The following is a 20,546-nucleotide window of genomic DNA, read 5'->3' on the forward strand; positions in this document are numbered from 1 at the left end:
TCAAAATGATAACAATTTTAATTATTGTAGCAGGTATAATAGTTACATTTCTTTTAGCATATGCAATTGTGAATTTCGTCCCAAGAAAATTACATTGGATTATTTCAATTTTTTTAATAGCGATTGCAGCATTTTTGGTTTACAAAATCAACTTTGAAATTCAAAAACCAATCAATTTCAACAAAGAAAAGAAAGTAAGATATGCAAAAGTAATTGAACAACTAAAAATGCTTCGTGATGCTGAAGTAGCTCATAAAAAAGTTACTGGAACTTACACTAGTGATGCTGAAGGTTTAATTCAATTTATTGATACTGCAAAATTTGCTTTAACTCAAACAAGAAACGTTCCTCAAACAATTAATGTTGGTGGTGGTATTACTAAAGAAATAGAAATTAGAGTAGTTGATACTATTGGATACGAAGATGTAAAAGCTCAATTTGCTGGGAAAGATTATAAAAACATGCTTGAAATTCCTGGTACTACTGAGAAATTTAAAATTGAAGTTGGTGAAGTTGAAAAGATTGCTGGTTTAAAAGCTCCTGTTTTTGAAATTAAAGTTGATAAAGGCTTAATTTTAGAAGGAATGGACATCAATCTTGTTAAACAAGAAAAAGAAGCTATTGGTGGTGAAGAAATTAGAGGTGAATTTTTAAGAGTTGGTTCATTAGGTGAAGTTAGCGAAGACGGTAACTGGCCTCCATTTTATGACAAAGGAGATAAAAAAAATAAAGAATAATACGTTAGATTTTAAAAATCTAGAAGAAAATCATTTATCCATCCAACTTAGTTTGGATGGATTTTCTTTTTGTATTTATAACAAAGTTGTAAATGACTTTTGTGCTTTTGCGATATACGAATTTGAACAAACTTCAATATCGCCTTATCAACATTTAGATTTGGTTTCAGAAATATTTCAGCAAGAAAAATTACTGCAACAAAAATATAGCTCTGTAAGTGTTTCACATTTTAATAACTTAAACACTCAGGTTCCTGAGCCATTCTTTGAAAAAGATAAATTAAATCAATATTTAAAATACAGTGTAAAAGTATTGGAAAACGACTTTATTGCGTTTGATAAACTTAAAAATACTGATATTGTAAATGTGTATATTCCCTTTGTAAACATTAATAATTTTTTAATTGACACTTTCGGAGCATTTGAATACAAACATTCTTCAACAATTTTAATTGAAAAATTACTGCACGAATATAAAAACCTTACAAACGATTTTTGCTTTATAAACGTAACGCATCATCATTTTGAGATTGTTGTGCTAAAAAACAATAATTTTGAATTATTCAACTGTTTTAAGTTCAATACTAAGGAGGATTTTATTTATTATATTTTATTTACTGCTGAACAACTTCAATTAAACCCAGAGGATTTAAAATTAGTACTCATGGGGGATATTGAAAAGAACTCTGAATTATACACTATTGCATACCAATACATTAGAAATATTTCATTTTATTCTCCAACAAATGGATCTGATTTTTTAAAAGATCAACTATCAGAGCATTCAAATTTTACACTTTTAAACCACTTATAAATGCGCATTATATCAGGAAAACATAAAAGCAAACGCTTATTGGCTCCCAAAAACTTACCTGTACGACCAACAACCGATATGGCTAAAGAGGCGCTATTTAACATTATTAACAACTTATATTATTTTCACGAACTCAATGTACTTGATTTATTTTCTGGCACAGGGAATATAAGCTATGAGTTTGGCTCTAGAGGTACGGAAAATATTACTGCAATTGATGCTCATTTTGGTTGCATAAAGTACATAAACACCACGTCAAAAGAGCTAGATTTAAATATACAAGCTTATAAAAGTGATGTGTATAAATTTTTAGAAAAATGCAACACCAAATTCGATGTTATTTTTGCAGATCCGCCTTATGACTTTGACGTAGCTAAATTTGAGAAAATCGTTGCTTTAGTTTTTGAAAAAAACCTTTTAAATGAAGGTGGAGTTTTAATAATTGAACATTCAAAACATACTAATTTTATAGATAATTCACAATTGAGTTACCAAAAAAAATATGGTGGAAATATGTTTAGTTTTTTTGAAAATGAAACTTCAGAATTAGAATAAAGCTTCAATTACCTGCTTTTCTGAAATACCCTCAGCTTCCGCTTTATAATTTTTAACAATTCTATGCTTTAAAATAGCATAAGCTACGGCTTGAACATCTTCAATATCTGGAGAATATTTACCGTTTACGGCTGCATTTGCCTTTGCTCCTAAAATAAGATTTTGAGAAGCTCTTGGGCCCGCACCCCAATCGATATAATTAGTTACAATTTCAGGGGCATTTTCGCTATTTGGACGCGTTTTAGAAACTAATTTTACGGCGTATTCAATAACATTGTCAGCTACTGGAATACGTCTTATTAAATGTTGAAATTCATTAATTTCTTGCGCGGATAATAAAGCCTTAATTGTTACCTTTTCATCATTTGTAGTGCTTTTTACTACTTGAACTTCTTCTTCAAAGCTTGGATAGTTTAAATGAATTGAAAACATAAAACGATCTAACTGCGCTTCAGGCAAAGGATAAGTACCTTCTTGTTCAATTGGGTTTTGTGTAGCTAATACAAAAAATGGCTTTGCTAATACATGATGATGGCCAGCAACTGTAACCGTTCTTTCCTGCATTGCTTCTAATAAAGCCGCCTGTGTTTTAGGTGGCGTTCTATTTATTTCATCAGCTAAAATAATATTGCTAAAAATTGGTCCCTTTATAAATTTAAAACGACTAGTTTCGTCCAAAATTTCACTTCCTAAAATATCCGAAGGCATTAAATCGGGAGTGAATTGTATACGCTTAAAATCGAGTCCTAATGTTTCTGATATGGTGTGTACCATTAAAGTTTTGGCAAGACCTGGCACGCCAATCAATAAAGAATGACCACCGCTAAATATAGATAACAAGATAAGATCAACAGCCGCTTCTTGACCAATAATTCTCTTTCCTATTTCTTTTTTTAGCGCTTGGTGTTTAATTACCAATTGCTTTAATACTTCAACATCAGACATTGTTCCTAAAATTTATTCCAATTCTTTTGAAAATCACACTTTACGTAATCTTTATTAATTTTAATATAAGTATCTTCTAGCTTATCTTTCGCCCATTTCTCAACAACTTCTTCTTTCTTTTTTTCTAATGCTAATTGTTGAATTTTTTCATAATCTTGACTAAAATGAGCTGTATGAGCATCTACTTTTTCGTTTACTTTTATAATTTTAAACATTTTATCTTCTCCCCTAACTTCTTCATAAAAAGCAGCTGTAATTTCACCTGTTTTTATATTACTTACACGGTTGTATAATTGAGGATCCATTCTTGTTAAATCAAATTTTGTATCATTTGTTTGAGGGTTTAAAAGCAAACCTCTATTCATTCTTGTTTCTTTATCATCTGAAAATTCTTTAGCAGCATCTTCAAATGTAATTTCACCATTTATAATTCGTTCTCTTAATTTATTTAATTCGTCTTCAGCAGCAACTCTTTCTTCGTTGCTAATTTGAGGCTGAATTAAAATATGACTAACATCTCGCTCTTGCCCTTTAATTTTATCAACTATAATTATATGGTAACCAAATCCAGACTCAAAAGGTTCCGAGATCTGCCCTTCATCCAAACTAAAAGCGACTTCTTTAAATTCTTTTATGAATCCACTTTGACGCGTAATGGTATATTTACCACCAGCTCCTGGTCCATTACTTGAAACTGCTGGATCATCAGAATTGATAATTGCTTTTAATCTAAAACTAAAGCCTTCTTCTACATCTTCTTTAATTTCGTTTAATTTTGCTAAAACTCGTTCAATTTCTTCTTCTGAAGGTTTTAATACTTTAACAATTTGAGCCAATTCAATTTCAGCACTAAATTCTGGTAAATTGTTATCTACTTCTAAATTTTTAAAATACGTTCTTACTTCATCAGGAGTAACATCAATACTCTCGGTGATACTAGCGCTTTCTTTACGAATTAAAATTTGCTCTCTCTGAATTCCGTACAATTCTTTTCTCAAATCTTCTTCATCATTAAACCCATACATAGAAACAACTTTATCCATAGAACCCAACTGTTGTGTAAAATAAGCTATGTTACGATCAACTTCTTCATTTATTTCGCCTTCGGAAATTTCAACACTATCAATAACAGCGTGATGTGCTATTAATTTTTGTAACATGATTTCTTCTAAAATCCCACAGTCTGTTATCTCTAAAGCTTTACCTTCCAGTCGTTGCTGCAGTTCTTTCTTAAACTTACCTAAGTCAGAATCTAATACAATATTATCACCAATAACTACAGCTACGCCATCTACTTTGATTCTTTCCTGAGCAGTTACCCCACTTAAAATGAATAAAAATGCTAACAGGGTACTATATTTCATATTAATATATTTCAAATTGTTGTTTTTTATTTGCATCATCAATTAATGTTTCTTCAATATTTCTTATTAGTAATAATTTTCTTTGATGTAAAATCATTTGCTTTATGGTTGGAGAAATGTACGTAATAGGTGCCACTTCATTTCTACCCAAAACCTCTTTAACAGTGACCAAATATAAGCTTAATGAATCTTCTTTTTGAATAAAATTTCCTTTTTTTAATAACTGCTTTTTATCCATTGTTTTCAGCATTGGAATTTTAAAAACCAAATCACTGTATTTCACCCAAACAGAGTCGTTTAAGTGATTTGATTTTAAATACATTTCTTTTGAAACTAAACTATCTAAATCTTCTTTTTTATTTGATTTAAACAGCTTTACTATCTCCTTTTTTTCATATACATCTTTACCAATTTTGATAAACTTTAACTTCAACAACTCTTCATTTAATTTGAAATTCTGACTGTTTTCAGCATAAAAATTCTCAATGTCTTCTGTTAAAATTTCTGTATTCAAATATTCTTTAACAACAGCTTCCTTATACGAATTAATGTATAAATCTTCTCTATATTTTTGTACTAATTTCTCGAATTTTTGAACATCATTCTCTAAATTTATGGTAGCTTTTGAAAGTAACAACTGTTGTTTAATCCAATTATTAATAAAGTTATTCGATACCAAAATACTATCTTGTTTACTCGTAAATGAAGCTGTTACTCCTTTTAAATCTTCTTTATATAAAAAAACTTCATCAACACGAGCTACCGCTTCTTTTGTTTCGTTTTTAATTGTAAAATAATTACACGAATTTAAAATTAACAATAATATAATGATACTATAATTTCTCATTCTATAATTTTAGTGGTTAAAACTTTTGTTTTTTCTTTTTCATGAAACAAAACGTTGTACTTTTTATATAATGAATCTATCCATAATTTTTCTAAATAAGTTTGGTAATCTGAAATTACAACGCCTCTTATTTCTGCCATTTCTTGTGATGCATATTTTGTTGTTTTATTCAAATTATAAAAATTTGCCAATCCTACACTATCTTTTGATTTTTCCCAAACCTGTTTTTCAAGCATTTCAAACAACAACATTCCCTCTTCAAACTCTTTATAAATTGCTGCAAAGTCTTTATTTGTTAATTGAATATTGTTTTCGAAGTATTTTAAAATCTCTTTATTTTTAAACGATTCAAAATCCTTATCAATTGAACTGTTTCTTATTGAATTTAAATAAGCAATAAATTCAGTTTGGTTAATTTTATGATGCTCAATTTTGAATAAGGTTTTTGTGAAGTTTTCTGGTGTAGTTTTCCATTCGTTCGTGTTAAATGCTTCTAAAGCTTCATTATGAATGGTAACATTATAAATAGTTAACAAACTGTCTACTACAGATTTCCCAATCAACTCAGAACGCGAATCACTTTCAACTTTACGTAATAAATCTTGTTCTAAATCTTCAAAACTTTGAATTGGATATTTATGAAGCAACTTTACAATATGCCATCCATAATCCGTTTTAAAAGGCAATGATAAATCGCCTTCATTTTTTAAAGAGAATGCTACATTAGAAAAATCTTCAATCATTTGGCCTGAACTAAATTTCCTTAACTTTCCTCCGCTCATAGCACTTGAATTATCTTCAGAAAATTCTTTTGCTAAAGCTTCAAATTGAGATGGGTTGTTTTGCAAAAGTGAATAAATTGAATCTATTTTAACTTTTGCATTTGTTGAATTATTATTTCGCATAATATGCGCCACTTCAACTTCACCTTTGGCCGGCCTAATAGCATTTACCTTTAAAATATGGTAACCGAACTTTGTTCTAAAAGGTTCCGAAACTTCATTTTGTTTTGTAGCATACGCAACACTTTCAAACGGATAAACCATTTGCAGTGCTGTAAAGTAACCTATTTCACCTCCGTTTTGAGCTACTGAAGGATCTTCTGAATATTTTTTTGCAACTTCAGAAAAGTCCTGTCCATCATTAATTAATTTTTGAGCTTCTACAATTTTATTATAAGCAGCTAAAGTATCTTGTGGCAATGCATCTGGTTTTAAAAAAATTAAAATATGACTCGCATTTATTTCTGTTTGTAATCTATTGTAAGCTTCAATAACAAGCTTATTGGTTACTTTTTCATCTTTTAAATAAGGTGAAATTAATTTATTTTTATAGCTATTTAACTCATTTTTAAAAGATTGCAGTGTATCAATACCATTATCTTTTGCTTCTTTTACTTTTAATTTATAAGCCACAAATAGTTCAAGTGAATTTTCAATATCAGTATTTTGTGGATTTTGAATTAACGCATTGTTTTTTTTATAAACCTTTAAAAATTCAGAGGTATAATAAGGCTCCTTGTCAATTGTAAATAAAACCTCTGAGACTTGTTGAGAAAAGAATTTTGTACTTAAAAAAAGTAAAATATATAACGAAATTTTTAACTTCATAAAATAATTATTTTGCATTTAGAAATTACGATAAAAATAAAAATGCAGCTATGTAAAAACGCTGCAATTTATTTTTTATTTTTAAAAAGGGCTGTTAAAAGTATCACAAAGAAATAATACCTTCTACTTTTTCAGCTTGTATATATTTATCGATAATAGTATCTGCATTTTTCATAACAACATGGATTGAAACACTTGTAAATTTACCAGTTTTAGAAACGTTTTTATTAATTACAGCTCCGCCATCATTAAAAATATTTTCAATTTGAAGGATGCCTTCTTCGGAAGTTGGAACAATAAATTTGAACAAGTATTTAGTTGGAAATTTTGTTTCCTCGTTTAAAGTAGTTCTTAATTTATCGTAAAATTCAGTTTTTTTACTCATTGTATCGTCTTTAAAAAGCTAAACGAAATTACCATTTAGCATTGTTAATATCAAATAACAAATTTACAAGAATATTTTTAGTTAAATTTATCTAATACATTATTTTTACCAAATGCAAACAAAAATTGTTATTACTGGCGGACCAGGTACTGGAAAATCTACTGTAATTGAAGAATTATGTAACCGTAATTTTACGTGTATGCCCGAAATATCTCGTGAAGTAACCTTAAATGCTCGTGAAAAAGGAATTGAACAATTATTTTTAACAAAACCTTTATTGTTTAGTGAGTTACTGCTTGAAGGTAGAATTAACCAATTTACTGAAGCCGAACAAAAAAATAATAAAATGGTGTTTTTTGATAGAGGAATTCCAGATGTACATGCATATATGAATTATATAAGTATTGATTATCCTTCAACTTACATTCATAAAAGTAATTTATACCGCTACGATTATATTTTTTTAATGCCTCCTTGGGAAGAAATTTATATTTCAGACAATGAACGTTATGAAAATTTTGAACAAGCCTTAGCCATTCATAATCACCTTGAGCGCACCTACAAAGATTTAAATTACCCTATTATTGAAGTTCCAACAGGTTCAGTAACTAACCGCACTGATTTTATTTTAAACTGTATAAAATAATGGAAAAGCCTCTTGATATATTAAAAAAATATTGGGGCTATACTGAATTTAGACCTCCGCAGGAAGCAATTATAAACACCGTTCTAAAAGGTGAAAATTCATTGGTTTTATTACCAACAAGTGGTGGAAAATCTATTTGTTATCAAATTCCTGCTTTAGCAATGAGTGGTGTTTGTATTGTAATTTCTCCTCTAATTGCACTAATTCAAGATCAGGTAAACAGCTTAAAGGAAAAAAATATTAAGGCAATAGCTTTAACATCTCAGCTTTCTGAAGATGATATAATTATAGCTTTTGACAATTTACAATTTGGAGGTATTAAATTTTTATATCTTTCGCCTGAAAAACTACAATCAAAATTTATTCAGGAAAAAATAAAACAATTAAACGTTTCATTAATAGCCATTGATGAAGCGCATTGTATTTCGGAATGGGGGCACGATTTTAGACCTTCTTATTTACAATTAAATATACTTCACGAGTTGCAACCAAACGCAACATTTATAGCTTTAACAGCCACCGCAACACAAAAGGTTTTAGATGATATCCAATTAAATTTAGTACTTGAAAATGCACGGATTTTTAAAAAATCATTTCAACGTAAAAATTTAAGCTATCATATTTTAAAAAGTGAAGATATCTATGCTAAATTGGTTCAACTTTTAAAAAGAGCCAAGAATTCGGTAATTGTTTACACCAATAACAGAAAACAAACAAAAGAAGTGAGTCTGTTTTTAAATCGTCAACATTTTAAAACTAGTTTTTACCATGGCGGTTTGTCTAATTCTGAAAAAAATGAAGCCTATTTAAATTGGATGAACGATGAGACTCCTATTATGGTAGCAACCAATGCTTTTGGTATGGGAATTGACAAACCAAATGTTAGAGTGGTTATACATATTAATACTCCAAATAGTTTAGAGAATTTTATTCAAGAAGCCGGAAGAGCAGGACGAGATGGTGAAAAATCGCATTCGGTATTATTAACCAACGATGGTATTTTACATGAAACAACAACAAAGTTTGAAGCAAACATTCCTACTATAAAATTTATAAAAAAGGTCTATTTCAATTTAAATCAATTTTTTTCTATTTCTTTGGGTGAAATGCCTTTAGCTTCGTTTGAGTTTTCTTTACAAAAATTTTGTTCAGTATATCAACTCAATTTATTACAAACCTACAACGCTATCAAAATTTTAGAACGAGAAAATATTGTATTATTAGACGAAAACTACAGCAAAAAATCAACACTAAAATTCGCAATTAGTAATCAGCAATTATTTAATTATTTAGACAACAATAATTCTAAAACCGAATTAATACAGTTAATTTTAAGAAGCTACGGTGGTGTTTTTGAACATTACACCATTATTAATGAATATGTATTGTCTAAAAAGCTAAAAGTTAGTCAGAATGAAGTTATTAAAAGTTTAAAGGAATTACATGACTTAGGAATTCTAACCTATTATCATGCAAATACTACTTCTACACTTCATTTTTTAGTGATTAGAGAAGATGCATATACCATAAATCGGATTTCAAAAAATATTGAACAGCAAAACAACTTGAAATTTGAAAAATTAAACGCTGTAATTAATTTTATTCAAAACAAAAAAACGTGTCGCACCATTCAGCTACTCTTCTATTTTAATGAAAAATCAACAATACCTTGTGGAACTTGTGATGTGTGCTTATCAAAAAACACGAAAAACACTTCATTAAAAATAATTACTGAAGACATTTTTGATGTATTAAAAAATCAGGAATTGACTTCTTTTGAAATTGCTACGATTTTAAATCACCCCGAAAAGGCAATTCTAAATTCCTTAAAAATATTATTAGAACAAGATAAAATAACAATAACTTCGCAAAATAAATTTAAACAAATTAGTTCATGAGAGATTTAAGAATTGTTTTTATGGGTACGCCTGATTTTGCTGTTGGTACCTTAGCAGCACTTTTAAAAGCAAACATTAATGTTGTTGGTGTTATTACTGCACCTGACAAACCTGCAGGACGAGGACGAAAAATAAACGAATCGGCTGTAAAGAAATTTGCAGTAGCAAATAACTTGAAAGTTTTACAGCCCACCAATTTAAAAGATGAAGCTTTTATTGCTGAATTAGAAAGTTTAAATGCCAATTTACAAATTGTAGTTGCTTTTAGAATGTTACCAAAAGTAGTTTGGCAAATGCCCGAATATGGAACGTTTAACTTGCATGCTTCTTTACTACCAGACTATAGAGGTGCAGCTCCTATAAATTGGGCCATTATAAATGGTGAAACAAAAACGGGTGTTTCTACTTTTTTTATTGATGAAAAAATTGACACTGGAAATGTTATTTTACAAGAAGAAGTTTCAATTGGCGAACATGATACCTTAGGAGAATTACACGACACCTTAATGCGTGTTGGAAGTGATTTAGTTGTAAAAACTGTAGTACTTATTAAAGAGGATAAGGTAACAACATTTAAACAACCGGAAATTGAAGAAAAATCGGCTCCAAAAATATTTAACGAAACGTGTAAAATAAACTGGAACGACACATTAACCAATATTTATAATTTAATTAGAGGTTTAAATCCGTATCCAGCAGCTTGGACAACTTTAAATGATAACAACACCAAAATTAAAGTCAAAATTTACGATGTTAAAAAAGAGTTCCAAGAACACCAACTTAAACCAGGAACAATTAGCACTACTAAAACCGACATAAAAGTAGCCGTTAAAAATGGTTACTTAATTATTGATAGTTTACAGCTTTCTGGAAAAAGAAAAATGGATAGTAAAAGTTTATTAAATGGGTTTGCTTTTAGTGAACAAGCATATTTCCAATAAACCTATATTTTATGGGGCTTTACAGCGTTTTTCAAAAAACAATGGATAGGTTATTAACATTTAACATCTTTTATCAACAAAAACAGCACTTTTTATAGTAAAAACTTGCACAAACCCTTATTCCGTCTAACTTTGTTAAGCTATTAAGCACAAAATATGTTTAACCAAAAATAAATTAAGATTTTAATTATGAACAAATCAGATTTAATCGATGCTATGGCAGCTGACGCTGGCATTTCAAAAGCAGCAGCTAAAGCAGCTCTAGAATCATTAACAGAAAATGTAACAAAAACACTTAAAGATGGTGGAAAAGTAACATTAGTAGGTTGGGGAACTTGGTCTATCTCTAAAAGAGCAGCAAGATCAGGAAGAAACCCTCAAACAGGAAAAACTATTCAAATTGCAGCAAAAAATGTTGTTAAATTTAAAGCAGGAGCTGGATTTAGTGATGCAGTAAACTAATACCTAAGATATTTTCTTAGTAATAAAAACTCTCTAATTTTTAGAGAGTTTTTTTTATACTTTTTTTTTGCTATATTTAAAGAAATGTAATTTTATGACAAAGATACATCCATCAAAAGGAAAATTACTTATTGCCGAACCTTCTATATTAAATGACAAATCATTTAACAGATCTGTAATTTATTTAACCGAACATAGCAAGGAAGGAAGTATTGGCTTTATATTAAATAAACCAACAGAATTTATTTTAAGCGATTTAATGCCTGAAATTGAATCGGATTTTATGATTTACAATGGTGGACCTGTTGAACAAGAAAATTTATACTTTATTCATCAGTTACCTGAATTAATTCCGAACAGTATTCAAATTTCAGATGATATTTATTGGGGTGGAAATTTTGATGCCTTAACAGATTTATTAAATTCTAATTCAATAGACAAATCTAAAATTCGCTTTTTCTTAGGATATTCAGGTTGGTCTGAAGAACAATTAACTGAAGAATTAAAAGAATCAACTTGGATTGTTACCGAAAATAAATTTCAAAACCTATTAAACATAGAAAGTGATGAGTTTTGGAAAAATCAGCTATTAAAATTCGGTGGAGAATATCAAATTTGGGCAAATGCGCCTGAAAATCCTGCTTTAAACTAAATTAGCTAAAGCTAATGCTAACTCTTTTGATACTTTAGTTTCAAAAATATTCTTTTTATAATTGGTTACAGGTTGAACACCTATTATTGTATTTGTTATAAAAACTTCATCTGCTTTTTGAATTTCGAAAGGAGAAATTTGAGTTTCTTCAATAGTATAAACAGGATGTGCTGTTATTATTTCAATTATTTTTTTTCTGATGATTCCTTTTACGCAACCTTCAGTAATGGCTGGAGTCTTAATGGTATTTCCTACTACCAAAAAAATAGTACCATTCATAACTTCAACAACTTGTTTTTTCTCATTTAATAAAATACAATTATCAACAGCATTTTCATCGGCATAAATACTTGCTAAAACATTTACTAACTTATTCGTTGTTTTTACTGTAGAAAGTAGTCCAGAATACACGTAAAAATCTTTAAACAAATCTAATACATAGCTATCTTTAACTTTTACATTAAGTTCAGAAGCTTCAATTATAAAGTTAATTTTATTGGATTTGGGCGTATATAAACCACCATCTTCACGGTACACAGAAACTCGAACTCGAGCATTATTTAGGTTATTACATTGAACTGTTTTTATTATTTCTTGTTCAATAAAATCCATTGTAAACTCCATTGGAATCTCCATCCTTAACATGCGCATTGAAGCCATTAATCTAAAATAATGATCTTCTAAAAAACGAATATCTAAGTTTTCAACTTTAATAGTTTCAAAAATGCCATCACCATATTTAAAGGCTCTATTATTAGAAGATAGCACTAAATTTGATGCTGTTAAATTTCCATTAAAATTTATCATTACAATTTCTATATTTTTTAATTACATATCATAAAAAAAACCTTGATAAATCAAGGTTCAAATTTATTAAAATAAAAATCTTAAGCTCCTATAGTATGCTTCAGTTCATCAATTTGATTTTCCCAAAACATTTTTGACTCTTCAATTTCATCTTCTTCGGCAAAATCGGTTACAATTAAAGACACATCTTTAGTGATCGCATCAATTTCTAGTCTAAATTCAAAATATGATTTAGGATCTTCATCCTCTTCCCATTTAAATTTTATTTTTTCATCTGGTCTTTCCTGTAATACTTTTGCTTTTTCTTCAGCTCCATCCCAAATAAAAGTAAACACTTCTCCTCTTGAATTTACGTTGTCTGCAAACCACTCGGACAGCCCTGAAGGCGTTCCAAAATATTGATATAACATGTGTGGTGAAGCGTGTATTGGAAATTCAATTTCAAATTTTATTTTTACTGACATCTGTTAAATTTATGACCACAATATATATAAATATTCTATTTAAAAAAAATTAAAATTATGAAAAAAAATAAATGAAATAATTTGCTGAAACAAAAGATTTATTTTTATATTTGCACCCTCAATAATTGGCGTGGTAGCTCAGTTGGTTAGAGCGTCGGATTCATAACCCGGAGGTCTGCAGTTCAATTCTGCATCACGCTACAATTTTAAGGTCAATAAAAACAACGGTTTAGCTTTCTAAACCGTTTTTTTATGTCTTTTTTTAATGAAATTCTTACCTTTGAAAGCAAAAGTGCATACGATTTTGCATACGATTTGTCTATGAGAAAAAATTTTTCAACCCCCAAAATTTACACCGCCAATGGTGATTTAAAGAAACGTTGGTATGTCTATTTTTCCTTTCGAAATCCTGAAACAGGAAGATTAAAACGAATTACTCCTTTTTATGGTGATGCGAATAAGCATAAAACGAAATCAGATCGGATGTTTGTTTTGTCGATTTACAAGCATAAAATTGAAACGCTATTAAAAAAAGGCTATAATCCTTTTGAAGATAATTCGGATTTATTCATAAAAGAACAACAACAAAAAGGAATAGAGGTAGCTCAAAAAAGTGATGATAAAATTATTGAAACAAAAACAACTCCTGAAATTGTTGCAAAGACACCTGAAATTATAAAATCAAAAACTATTAGTGAAGCATTTAAATTTGCATTAAACTTAAAAAAGAAGTTAGTAAATGAAGTTACATTAAAGGCATATAAAAGTAGATCTAATGCGTTGCAAGAATTCTTAGTGAAGAATTATCCAGATATGGTTTATATAGATCAGCTAACTAAAAGTATAATTGTTCAGTTTTTAAACAGCATATTAGATAAAAGTAGCCCAAGAACTAGAAATAATTATAGAACTGAACTAAGTAGTCTGGTACAGGTTTTAGAAGAAAATGAAATTATTCCAATAAACTTTGTCAAAAATATACCAGTCCTAAAATCTTCTCCTGAGAGACATAAATCATATTCTAAGCAATTAGATGATGATATTTTCAATTATTTAGAAAAAAAAGATCCAATATTACTGTTGTACATTAAATTCATCTCTTATAATTTCCTCAGACCAATTGAAGTTAATAGAATTAAAGTGAAAGATATTAACTTGAAGGAGCGCACTCTTTCATTTAAAGCAAAAAATAAAGCACTGAAAACAAAGATTATTCCTGATATCTTATTAGAAAGTATCCCTGATTTATCAGAGATAGATCCTAATGATTTTCTATTTACTCCTAAACAATTCGGTGCAAAATGGGAAGCATCAGAAAATAATAAACGTGATCATTTTTCAAAACGATTTAAAAAGGTGGTGAAGGATCATTTTAATCTGGATAAGAATTATGGTTTGTATAGTTTTAGACATACTTATATTACAAAATTATACAGAGAAATAAGAAAGACTTCTTCTCCTTTTGAAGCTAAAAGTAGATTAATGCTTATTACAGGGCATTCTACAATGACTGCTCTTGAAAAATACTTAAGAGATATTGATGCTGAACTTGCTGAAGACTATTCTGAACTTTTAAAAATAACCTAAAATGGCATCCAAAATTAAAAATACCACCTTTTTTTTAGATGAATTAATAGAAGTGTTTTTTCATAAGTCGATATATTATATTCCTAGCGAAATCATTCCTGAAAAAGCTAAAGATGCGGTGAGACTTCAAATAAAACTTAACTACTTTGACCAATATTATTTCGCAGATAATGAATTAGGATTTAGTGCATTTAACAATAATGATGCGAAAGACCTAAATTCAAATTTAATTGGTAAAAGAGCTTTTCTAGAACAGAATACGTTTAAATTAATTAAAAAAAAGAAAAAATTATCAAAATTAGAGTTCTTGGCTATTATAGAAAAGTATTACGAATACTTAATGCTATTTATAGATCTCACAGAATGGTTAATTACAAATATTAAAAAGTACAATGGAGAAAATGTAGATTTAAGTATTATTGGAGCGTTCCAAGTACAGCATCAATTTTTCATAAAACATTTAAAGGATATCTGTAATTACTTTGGAGAGCTTTTGAATTTAGAAAAGGATTTTAATTTCACAGTAGGGCTGTTTGTTTTTGAATACCTTCCTGATATCTTATCAAGATATTCTAAAATGATTGAAAATCGAGATGAAGTAGTCGTTGAAAATGATAGTAGCAAAAAGGAGTTAAAACAAGAAAAATCAGAAGACACCAATCAAGAAATAATAAAAAAGCAATCTAAGAAGTTAGTTGCTAAAAAGGTGAAAGAAAAACCTCAATTAGATCTTGATGAAGTAGAAAGTACAATTTTAATAAACGTTTTTAATGTTAATAAAGCTATCATAGATACTTATCACACATAAAAACCAGTGTTCTGGTGGTTGGTGGTGGCGGATTCACCTTAACCGGTGGCTAGTGGTGGCAAATTTTCGTGTAAACGGTGTTTTTTGGTGGCAACTGGTGGCTAGTGGTGGCGGTCGGTGGCTAATTTAATAAAGAATTGGTGGCTCTTGGTGTTTAGTGGTGGCGTATTCTATGGTTTTGTAGTGTTTGTAAAAGTGTTTGCTATAGATCGCAAATCAGCTGTAAAAAAAACTGGGAGAAGGTGTGTTTGAAATTATTCAGAATAACGTGACTTTAAAATTGAGTCGGATAAAAATAAATTCCTCTTAATTTTGAACTGGTCTATCTACTTTCCGCTGTTTTCCGCTGTTTTCCGCAATATTTCCGTTGAATTTCTGGTGTTTTCCGCTACTTTCCGGAGAATTCCCGAAATTTCCCCGCTACTTTCCGCTACTTTCCGCTGGTTTCCGCTACAACTTGCCACCCTCATTAATTTTAGAATGGAATAAACTTTGTAGAAAACATACGATAAGGGGTGTAACATGATTATATTTTCATGTATTACCTTCTTCTATTTGGCAACAAAGGAGGTGGTTCTCCATTAAAAGGGTTCCAACGGCTTATACTTTTCGCATCCATTCCTGCAGCTCTTATAACAGCTCTATCACCAAAACGCTCACGCATTTTATCCATTGCTTGGTATAAACTTAGAATTTTATCATTGTCTTCAAATAAATTAATTTGATGCCCTCCACTTACCAAATGACTAAACTTAACACCAATCAATCTGACTAACAATCGTCTTTGATACAAACTTTCATACAATTCCATTACAACTGGTAATATAGAATGATCAGAAGAACTATATGATATTCTCTTTTGCTTAGTATATGTTTGAAAATCTGAATATCGAATTTTAAAGGTTACACAAGCAGTTAGTTTATCTCCTCTTCTTAATTGATAGATCAAATTCTCTGTCATAGCAACAATAATACTTTTCAGTTTATTAATGTCCGTTGTATCTTTATCAAAAGTACGCTCTGTAGAAATTGATTTTCTTTCGTGATATTTTACAACTGGGGTATTATCTATACCATTTGCTTTTTTCCAAATAGAAGCTCCGTGTTTCCCAAAAACTCTTGCCATCATATTAATAGGCATTTCCTGTACAGTTTTTATGCGTTTAATTCCCAAATCACAAAGAGAGTTATATGTTTTTTCTCCAACCATTGGTATTTTACGAACAGATAATGGTGCTAAAAATGGTTTCTCTGTTCCAAAATTTATTTTCAACTCATTATTCGGTTTTGCTTCTCCAGTGGCAATTTTAGAAACGGTTTTATTTACAGACAATCCAAAAGAGATAGGCAAGCCAGTTTCTCGTATAATTTTAGACCTTAATTCGGAAGCTAATTGATGACAACCAAAAAATTTATCCATTCCTGTTAAATCAATATAAAATTCATCTATTGATGATTTTTCATAAAGAGGAACACTTTCTTTCACAACATCTGTTACCAGTTTAGAATATTTGGTATAAATTCCAGAATTACCACGTAATACAATTGCTTCAGGACACAATTGCCTTGCCATACGCATTGGCATTGCAGAATGTACTCCGTATTTACGAGCTTCATAACTGCAACTCGCTACTACTCCTCTATCTGAGGTTCCTCCTATTAATACAGGTTTGTTATTTAACCTACTATCAATTAATCGCTCACAAGACACAAAAAAAGTATCTAAATCCATATGTACTATTGAACGCTCCATTATCCTAATTTCTGTATTGGTTCATCTGTATATCTAGGATCTTGAATTATAGCTAATTTTTCAAGCTCCTGAACTTCAATACTAACACAATCAAATTCTTCAGTTACTTTTCCTATTAACTTGTAAATACCTCTTCCTTTTAAAGGATATTTTTTTGCTGAAGGAGGAAAATGGACCGTATCTATATGATCTCCTTTCATATCAATAAAGGTTCCAAAATACATCATAGTTCCTTTATTTGTTATTGTTCTCTTTACTGTTACATAATAACCATAAACTGTAACTCTCTTCCCTATATAATTTATCAATTCATTTGCAAATAATTGAGATTTTAAAGGAGTGGTTAATAAATTAAAAGGACTGTCCAGTGTAAAACCAATGTACTGTAATTCATCAAAAGCATCTTCCATATGAGAGCTAACTAACTCTGGTGTTTTATAGGTTATTTTTTCCGATTTAAATAAGGTCGATATATTTTCTTCTAAAACTACTTTATGTACTTTCATATGGGCTTCCCATAGTAATTCACGTTTATTTCTTCCTGTAAATTTAAATGCGTTTACTTTTATTAAAATCACAATTTGTTCTAATGATATTTGTACACGATCTATAAAATCATCCAAATCTAAAAACTGTCCGTTTTTAGTTCTTTCAGCTACTATTTTTTCCGCATTTTTTAATTCAAATGAATGCAACATAATAAACCCTAAATAAATGTTATTTGCTTCAATATAATTTTGATAATAGGACCTGTTTATACTTGGTGGATGAATAATTCCTCCATTCATTCTTGCTTCGTGTACATAATACTCTGGTCTGTAGAACCCTCCAAAATTATTTAATGTTGCTACCATATATTCTAAAGGGTAATAAGCCTTTAAAAATAAACTCTGATAGCTTTCAACGGCATAAGATGCTGAATGTCCTTTAGCAAAAGCATACCCTGCAAAACTTTCTATTTGTCGCCATATTTCAGAAGTAAGTTCTTGTGAATGCCCTTTGGTTTTACAATTGTCAAAAAACTGGTTTTTAACTTTTAAAAACTCATCTCTAGATCTAAACTTCCCACTCATTCCTCTTCGCAACATATCTGCCTCTCCTAAACTTAATCCACCAAAATAATGAGCTACCTTAATTACATCTTCTTGATATACCATAACACCAAAAGTTTCTGGCATAATTTCTAATAAAATTGGATGTGCATCTTTTCTCATTTCAGGATTTCTATAACGTTTAATATATTCACGCATCATACCTGATTTTGATACTCCTGGTCTTATAACTGAACTAGCAGCAACCAAACCTAAATAATTATCTACTTGCAATTTTTTAAGCAGCATTCGCATTGCAGGCGATTCGACATAAAAACATCCTATAGCCTTAGCATTTCTTAACATCGTTTTAATTTTTTCATCTTCCTTAAAACGTTTAATATCATGAATATCAATAGCTGGATGTTTTGGATGATTATACTTTACAATATCTACAGCTTCACGAATTTTACCCAAACCACGCTGACTTAAAATATCAAACTTATACAACCCAACATCTTCAGCAATTACCATATCAAACATTGCAGTTGAAAATCCTTTTGGAGGTAAATAAGTTGCTGTATAGTAGTGAATTGGTTTTTCTGAAATTAATATACCACCTGGATGAATACCCAAATAGTTAGGGAAACCTTGAATATATTTACTATAAATTAATACCAGCTTAGATAACTTATCTAATTGATTTGGATTGAAATTGTTGGTTGTTAGTTTATCTATTTCTTCTTTAGGCAACCCAAAGACTTTACCTAATTCTCTAACAGAAGCCTTGTACTTAAAAGTGTTGTAAACAGCTATAAGAGATGTGTTTTTAAAAGTTCTGAAAATATAGTTCATTATATCATCTCTATCTCTCCAAGAAAAATCCAAATCAAAATCTGGCGGATTGGTTCTGTATAGATTGATAAAACGCTCAAAATACAAATCCAACTCAATAGGATCTACATCTGTAATACGTAATAAATAAGCAATTATACTGTTAGCTCCACTTCCTCTTCCTACATAGTAATATTGTTTACTTCTGGCATATTTTAATATTTTCCAATTGATTAAAAAATAAGACACAAACTGTTTTTTCTTAATTATATCTAATTCTTTTTCCAGTCTTGTAAATACTCTTTTTCCTATTTTTTGATAACGATAATTCAACCCATCATAAGCTAACTTTCTTAATAGTTTAAAATCTAACTCTTGATTATTCGTATAGCTTTCCTGGTTTTTAGGTGTTGCATCCAAAAACTCAAACTCTATAGAGCAATTATTAAGCAAATTTTGTGCATTTGAAAGTAATTGAGGAAACTCATGATACATACTTTTTAAAACTTCCACTTCAAACATCACATCAGTTTCTTGTCCTTGTTCTGTTAATGGAAGTTTACTCAATAATGTATTATTATCAATTGCTCTTAATAATCTGTGTGTATTATATCCTTTTTTATTTTGAAATGAAACAGTGTTTAAAGCCACTAATTTTTCAAGATGAAACCTCCATTCTGAAAACTTTAATTTATTTATATCGGAAGGTTTAATTCCTATAAATTCATTTTCTCTTAACTCATAAATATTACTTTGAAAAGGGTAAACAACATAGGTGTTTTTAAAATATTTAGCTCTTTTAGGAATTACAAAACTTGGTGTATGCAAAAAATCAGATAAGTAAGAATTTATGGATTGTAAGCCTTCATTATTTATTGCTATCAATATAAATTGCTGCTGTATACCATTTCTAAAATCTACACCAAGTATTGGTTTTATTACACTTTCCTTTGATAAACGCACAAATTCTAAATTTGAGGAAGTACTATTTATTTCTGTTAAACACAGCGCAGCTAATTTGTATCGCAGTGCACTTGCAATTAACTCCTTAGGTGAAATTGTACCATACCTTAAACTATAATATGTATGCGTATTTAAATACATTTATTAACAAAACTTAAATGAGTAAAATGTTTTTGCTAATTTAGCTCATTATTAAATCAATCGTTGCTCATATAATTAGCATTGTGAATTATTTATCAAAAAATATACGTTACATAAGGACACTCAAGGGATTAACGCAAGAACAATTTGCGGATGATTTAAAAGTCTCTCGTTCCAGAATTAGCTCTTATGAAGAAAACAGAGCTAAACCATCAATACGTTTTTTAATTGAGCTATCAAGCTATTGTAAAATATCTATGGAATTATTGGTTAAAGAAAAATTGAATAAATTAGAACTCTAA

Annotated in this window: 20 protein-coding genes and 1 tRNA gene; 12 read left to right on the forward strand and 9 right to left on the reverse strand. The window is 29.4% G+C overall.

All coding sequences use genetic code 11. The features are described 5' to 3' along the window. The first annotated feature begins 5 nt into the window (after positions 1–5). The 3 genes from CHB67_RS07910 to rsmD are packed head-to-tail and all read left to right on the forward strand — an operon-like array spanning position 6 to position 2,106. Complete coding sequence (locus tag CHB67_RS07910) at positions 6–737, forward strand: hypothetical protein (RefSeq protein WP_089381226.1); 732 nt, start codon at positions 6–8, stop codon at positions 735–737. Then, a complete protein-coding gene (locus tag CHB67_RS07915) occupies positions 706–1,551 on the forward strand; it encodes a DUF3822 family protein (RefSeq protein WP_089381227.1) in 846 nt (281 codons plus the stop codon). The genes CHB67_RS07910 and CHB67_RS07915 overlap by 32 nt, the downstream gene beginning before the upstream one ends. After that, positions 1,552–2,106, forward strand: coding sequence for a 16S rRNA (guanine(966)-N(2))-methyltransferase RsmD (gene rsmD, locus CHB67_RS07920; RefSeq protein WP_089381228.1), 555 nt, complete (start codon positions 1,552–1,554; stop codon positions 2,104–2,106). It abuts the gene before it with no gap. On the opposite strand, the gene CHB67_RS07925 is transcribed toward rsmD, so the two are convergent. From CHB67_RS07925 to CHB67_RS07945, 5 genes are all read right to left on the reverse strand, one after another. Beyond that, entirely contained in the window at positions 2,098–3,051 is a 954-nt protein-coding gene (locus CHB67_RS07925) for an AAA family ATPase (RefSeq protein WP_089381229.1), read from the reverse strand. The two genes, rsmD and CHB67_RS07925, sit on opposite strands and share 9 nt — an antisense overlap. A gap of 5 nt (positions 3,052–3,056) precedes the next feature. After that, a complete protein-coding gene (locus tag CHB67_RS07930; RefSeq protein WP_245813462.1) occupies positions 3,057–4,415 on the reverse strand; it encodes a peptidylprolyl isomerase in 1,359 nt (452 codons plus the stop codon). A 1-nt stretch (position 4,416) separates the two neighbouring features. After that, positions 4,417–5,262, reverse strand: coding sequence for a hypothetical protein (locus tag CHB67_RS07935; RefSeq protein ID WP_089381230.1), 846 nt, complete (start codon positions 5,260–5,262; stop codon positions 4,417–4,419). Continuing rightward, positions 5,259–6,872: a peptidylprolyl isomerase gene (locus CHB67_RS07940; protein ID WP_176461237.1), complete on the reverse strand. Its 1,614-nt coding sequence runs from the start codon at positions 6,870–6,872 to the stop codon at positions 5,259–5,261. Before CHB67_RS07940 ends, CHB67_RS07935 begins: the two co-directional genes overlap by 4 nt. 103 nt (positions 6,873–6,975) lie before the next feature. Then, the gene (locus tag CHB67_RS07945; protein WP_089381232.1) at positions 6,976–7,257 is read right to left on the reverse strand and encodes a DUF493 family protein; all 282 of its coding nucleotides are present in this window, start codon (positions 7,255–7,257) and stop codon (positions 6,976–6,978) included. Positions 7,258–7,369: 112 nt separating this feature from the next. Between CHB67_RS07945 and CHB67_RS07950 the strand changes: the two genes are divergently transcribed. The 5 genes from CHB67_RS07950 to CHB67_RS07970 all read left to right on the forward strand — a co-directional run bounded on the left by CHB67_RS07950 (position 7,370) and on the right by CHB67_RS07970 (position 11,856). Then, positions 7,370–7,903 carry an AAA family ATPase gene (locus CHB67_RS07950; RefSeq protein WP_089381233.1) on the forward strand — a complete coding sequence of 178 codons (534 nt, stop codon included), beginning with the start codon at positions 7,370–7,372 and terminating at the stop codon, positions 7,901–7,903. Then, complete coding sequence (locus CHB67_RS07955) at positions 7,903–9,801, forward strand: RecQ family ATP-dependent DNA helicase (RefSeq protein ID WP_089381234.1); 1,899 nt, start codon at positions 7,903–7,905, stop codon at positions 9,799–9,801. Before CHB67_RS07950 ends, CHB67_RS07955 begins: the two co-directional genes overlap by 1 nt. Next, positions 9,798–10,742: a methionyl-tRNA formyltransferase gene (gene fmt, locus CHB67_RS07960; protein ID WP_176461238.1), complete on the forward strand. Its 945-nt coding sequence runs from the start codon at positions 9,798–9,800 to the stop codon at positions 10,740–10,742. Before CHB67_RS07955 ends, fmt begins: the two co-directional genes overlap by 4 nt. A 189-nt stretch (positions 10,743–10,931) precedes the next feature. Beyond that, a complete protein-coding gene (locus CHB67_RS07965; RefSeq protein ID WP_089381235.1) occupies positions 10,932–11,204 on the forward strand; it encodes an HU family DNA-binding protein in 273 nt (90 codons plus the stop codon). Between the two features lie 94 nt (positions 11,205–11,298). Then, positions 11,299–11,856: a YqgE/AlgH family protein gene (locus CHB67_RS07970; protein WP_089381236.1), complete on the forward strand. Its 558-nt coding sequence runs from the start codon at positions 11,299–11,301 to the stop codon at positions 11,854–11,856. Here CHB67_RS07970 and CHB67_RS07975 read toward each other — a convergent pair. Beyond that, positions 11,848–12,663 (reverse strand): aminotransferase class IV, encoded by an 816-nt coding sequence (locus CHB67_RS07975; RefSeq protein WP_089381237.1) that lies wholly within the window; start codon positions 12,661–12,663, stop codon positions 11,848–11,850. The two genes, CHB67_RS07970 and CHB67_RS07975, sit on opposite strands and share 9 nt — an antisense overlap. 80 nt (positions 12,664–12,743) lie before the next feature. Then, on the reverse strand, positions 12,744–13,127 hold the full coding sequence (locus tag CHB67_RS07980; protein ID WP_089381238.1) for an START-like domain-containing protein: 384 nt from the start codon (positions 13,125–13,127) through the stop codon (positions 12,744–12,746). Between the two features lie 127 nt (positions 13,128–13,254). Between CHB67_RS07980 and CHB67_RS07985 the strand changes: the two genes are divergently transcribed. The 3 genes from CHB67_RS07985 (at position 13,255) to CHB67_RS07995 (ending at position 15,522) form a co-directional block, all read left to right on the forward strand. Then, positions 13,255–13,328, forward strand: a tRNA-Met gene (locus CHB67_RS07985). A 51-nt stretch (positions 13,329–13,379) separates the two neighbouring features. Next, on the forward strand, positions 13,380–14,714 hold the full coding sequence (locus CHB67_RS07990; protein ID WP_089381239.1) for a tyrosine-type recombinase/integrase: 1,335 nt from the start codon (positions 13,380–13,382) through the stop codon (positions 14,712–14,714). Between the two features lies 1 nt (position 14,715). Further along, positions 14,716–15,522, forward strand: a complete 807-nt coding sequence (locus CHB67_RS07995) for a hypothetical protein (RefSeq protein ID WP_089381240.1) — start codon at positions 14,716–14,718, stop codon at positions 15,520–15,522. A gap of 541 nt (positions 15,523–16,063) precedes the next feature. Here the strand turns inward: CHB67_RS07995 and dinB are convergent. Beyond that, positions 16,064–17,275 carry a DNA polymerase IV gene (gene dinB, locus CHB67_RS08000; RefSeq protein ID WP_089381241.1) on the reverse strand — a complete coding sequence of 404 codons (1,212 nt, stop codon included), beginning with the start codon at positions 17,273–17,275 and terminating at the stop codon, positions 16,064–16,066. After that, complete coding sequence (locus tag CHB67_RS08005; protein WP_089381242.1) at positions 17,275–20,244, reverse strand: DNA polymerase III subunit alpha; 2,970 nt, start codon at positions 20,242–20,244, stop codon at positions 17,275–17,277. The genes dinB and CHB67_RS08005 overlap by 1 nt, the downstream gene beginning before the upstream one ends. Before the next feature lie 83 nt (positions 20,245–20,327). Between CHB67_RS08005 and CHB67_RS08010 the strand changes: the two genes are divergently transcribed. Beyond that, positions 20,328–20,546: a helix-turn-helix domain-containing protein gene (locus tag CHB67_RS08010; protein ID WP_245813463.1), complete on the forward strand. Its 219-nt coding sequence runs from the start codon at positions 20,328–20,330 to the stop codon at positions 20,544–20,546.

Source organism: Lutibacter agarilyticus (assembly GCF_900188235.1).
GTDB classification, from domain to species: Bacteria; Bacteroidota; Bacteroidia; order Flavobacteriales; family Flavobacteriaceae; genus Lutibacter; species Lutibacter agarilyticus.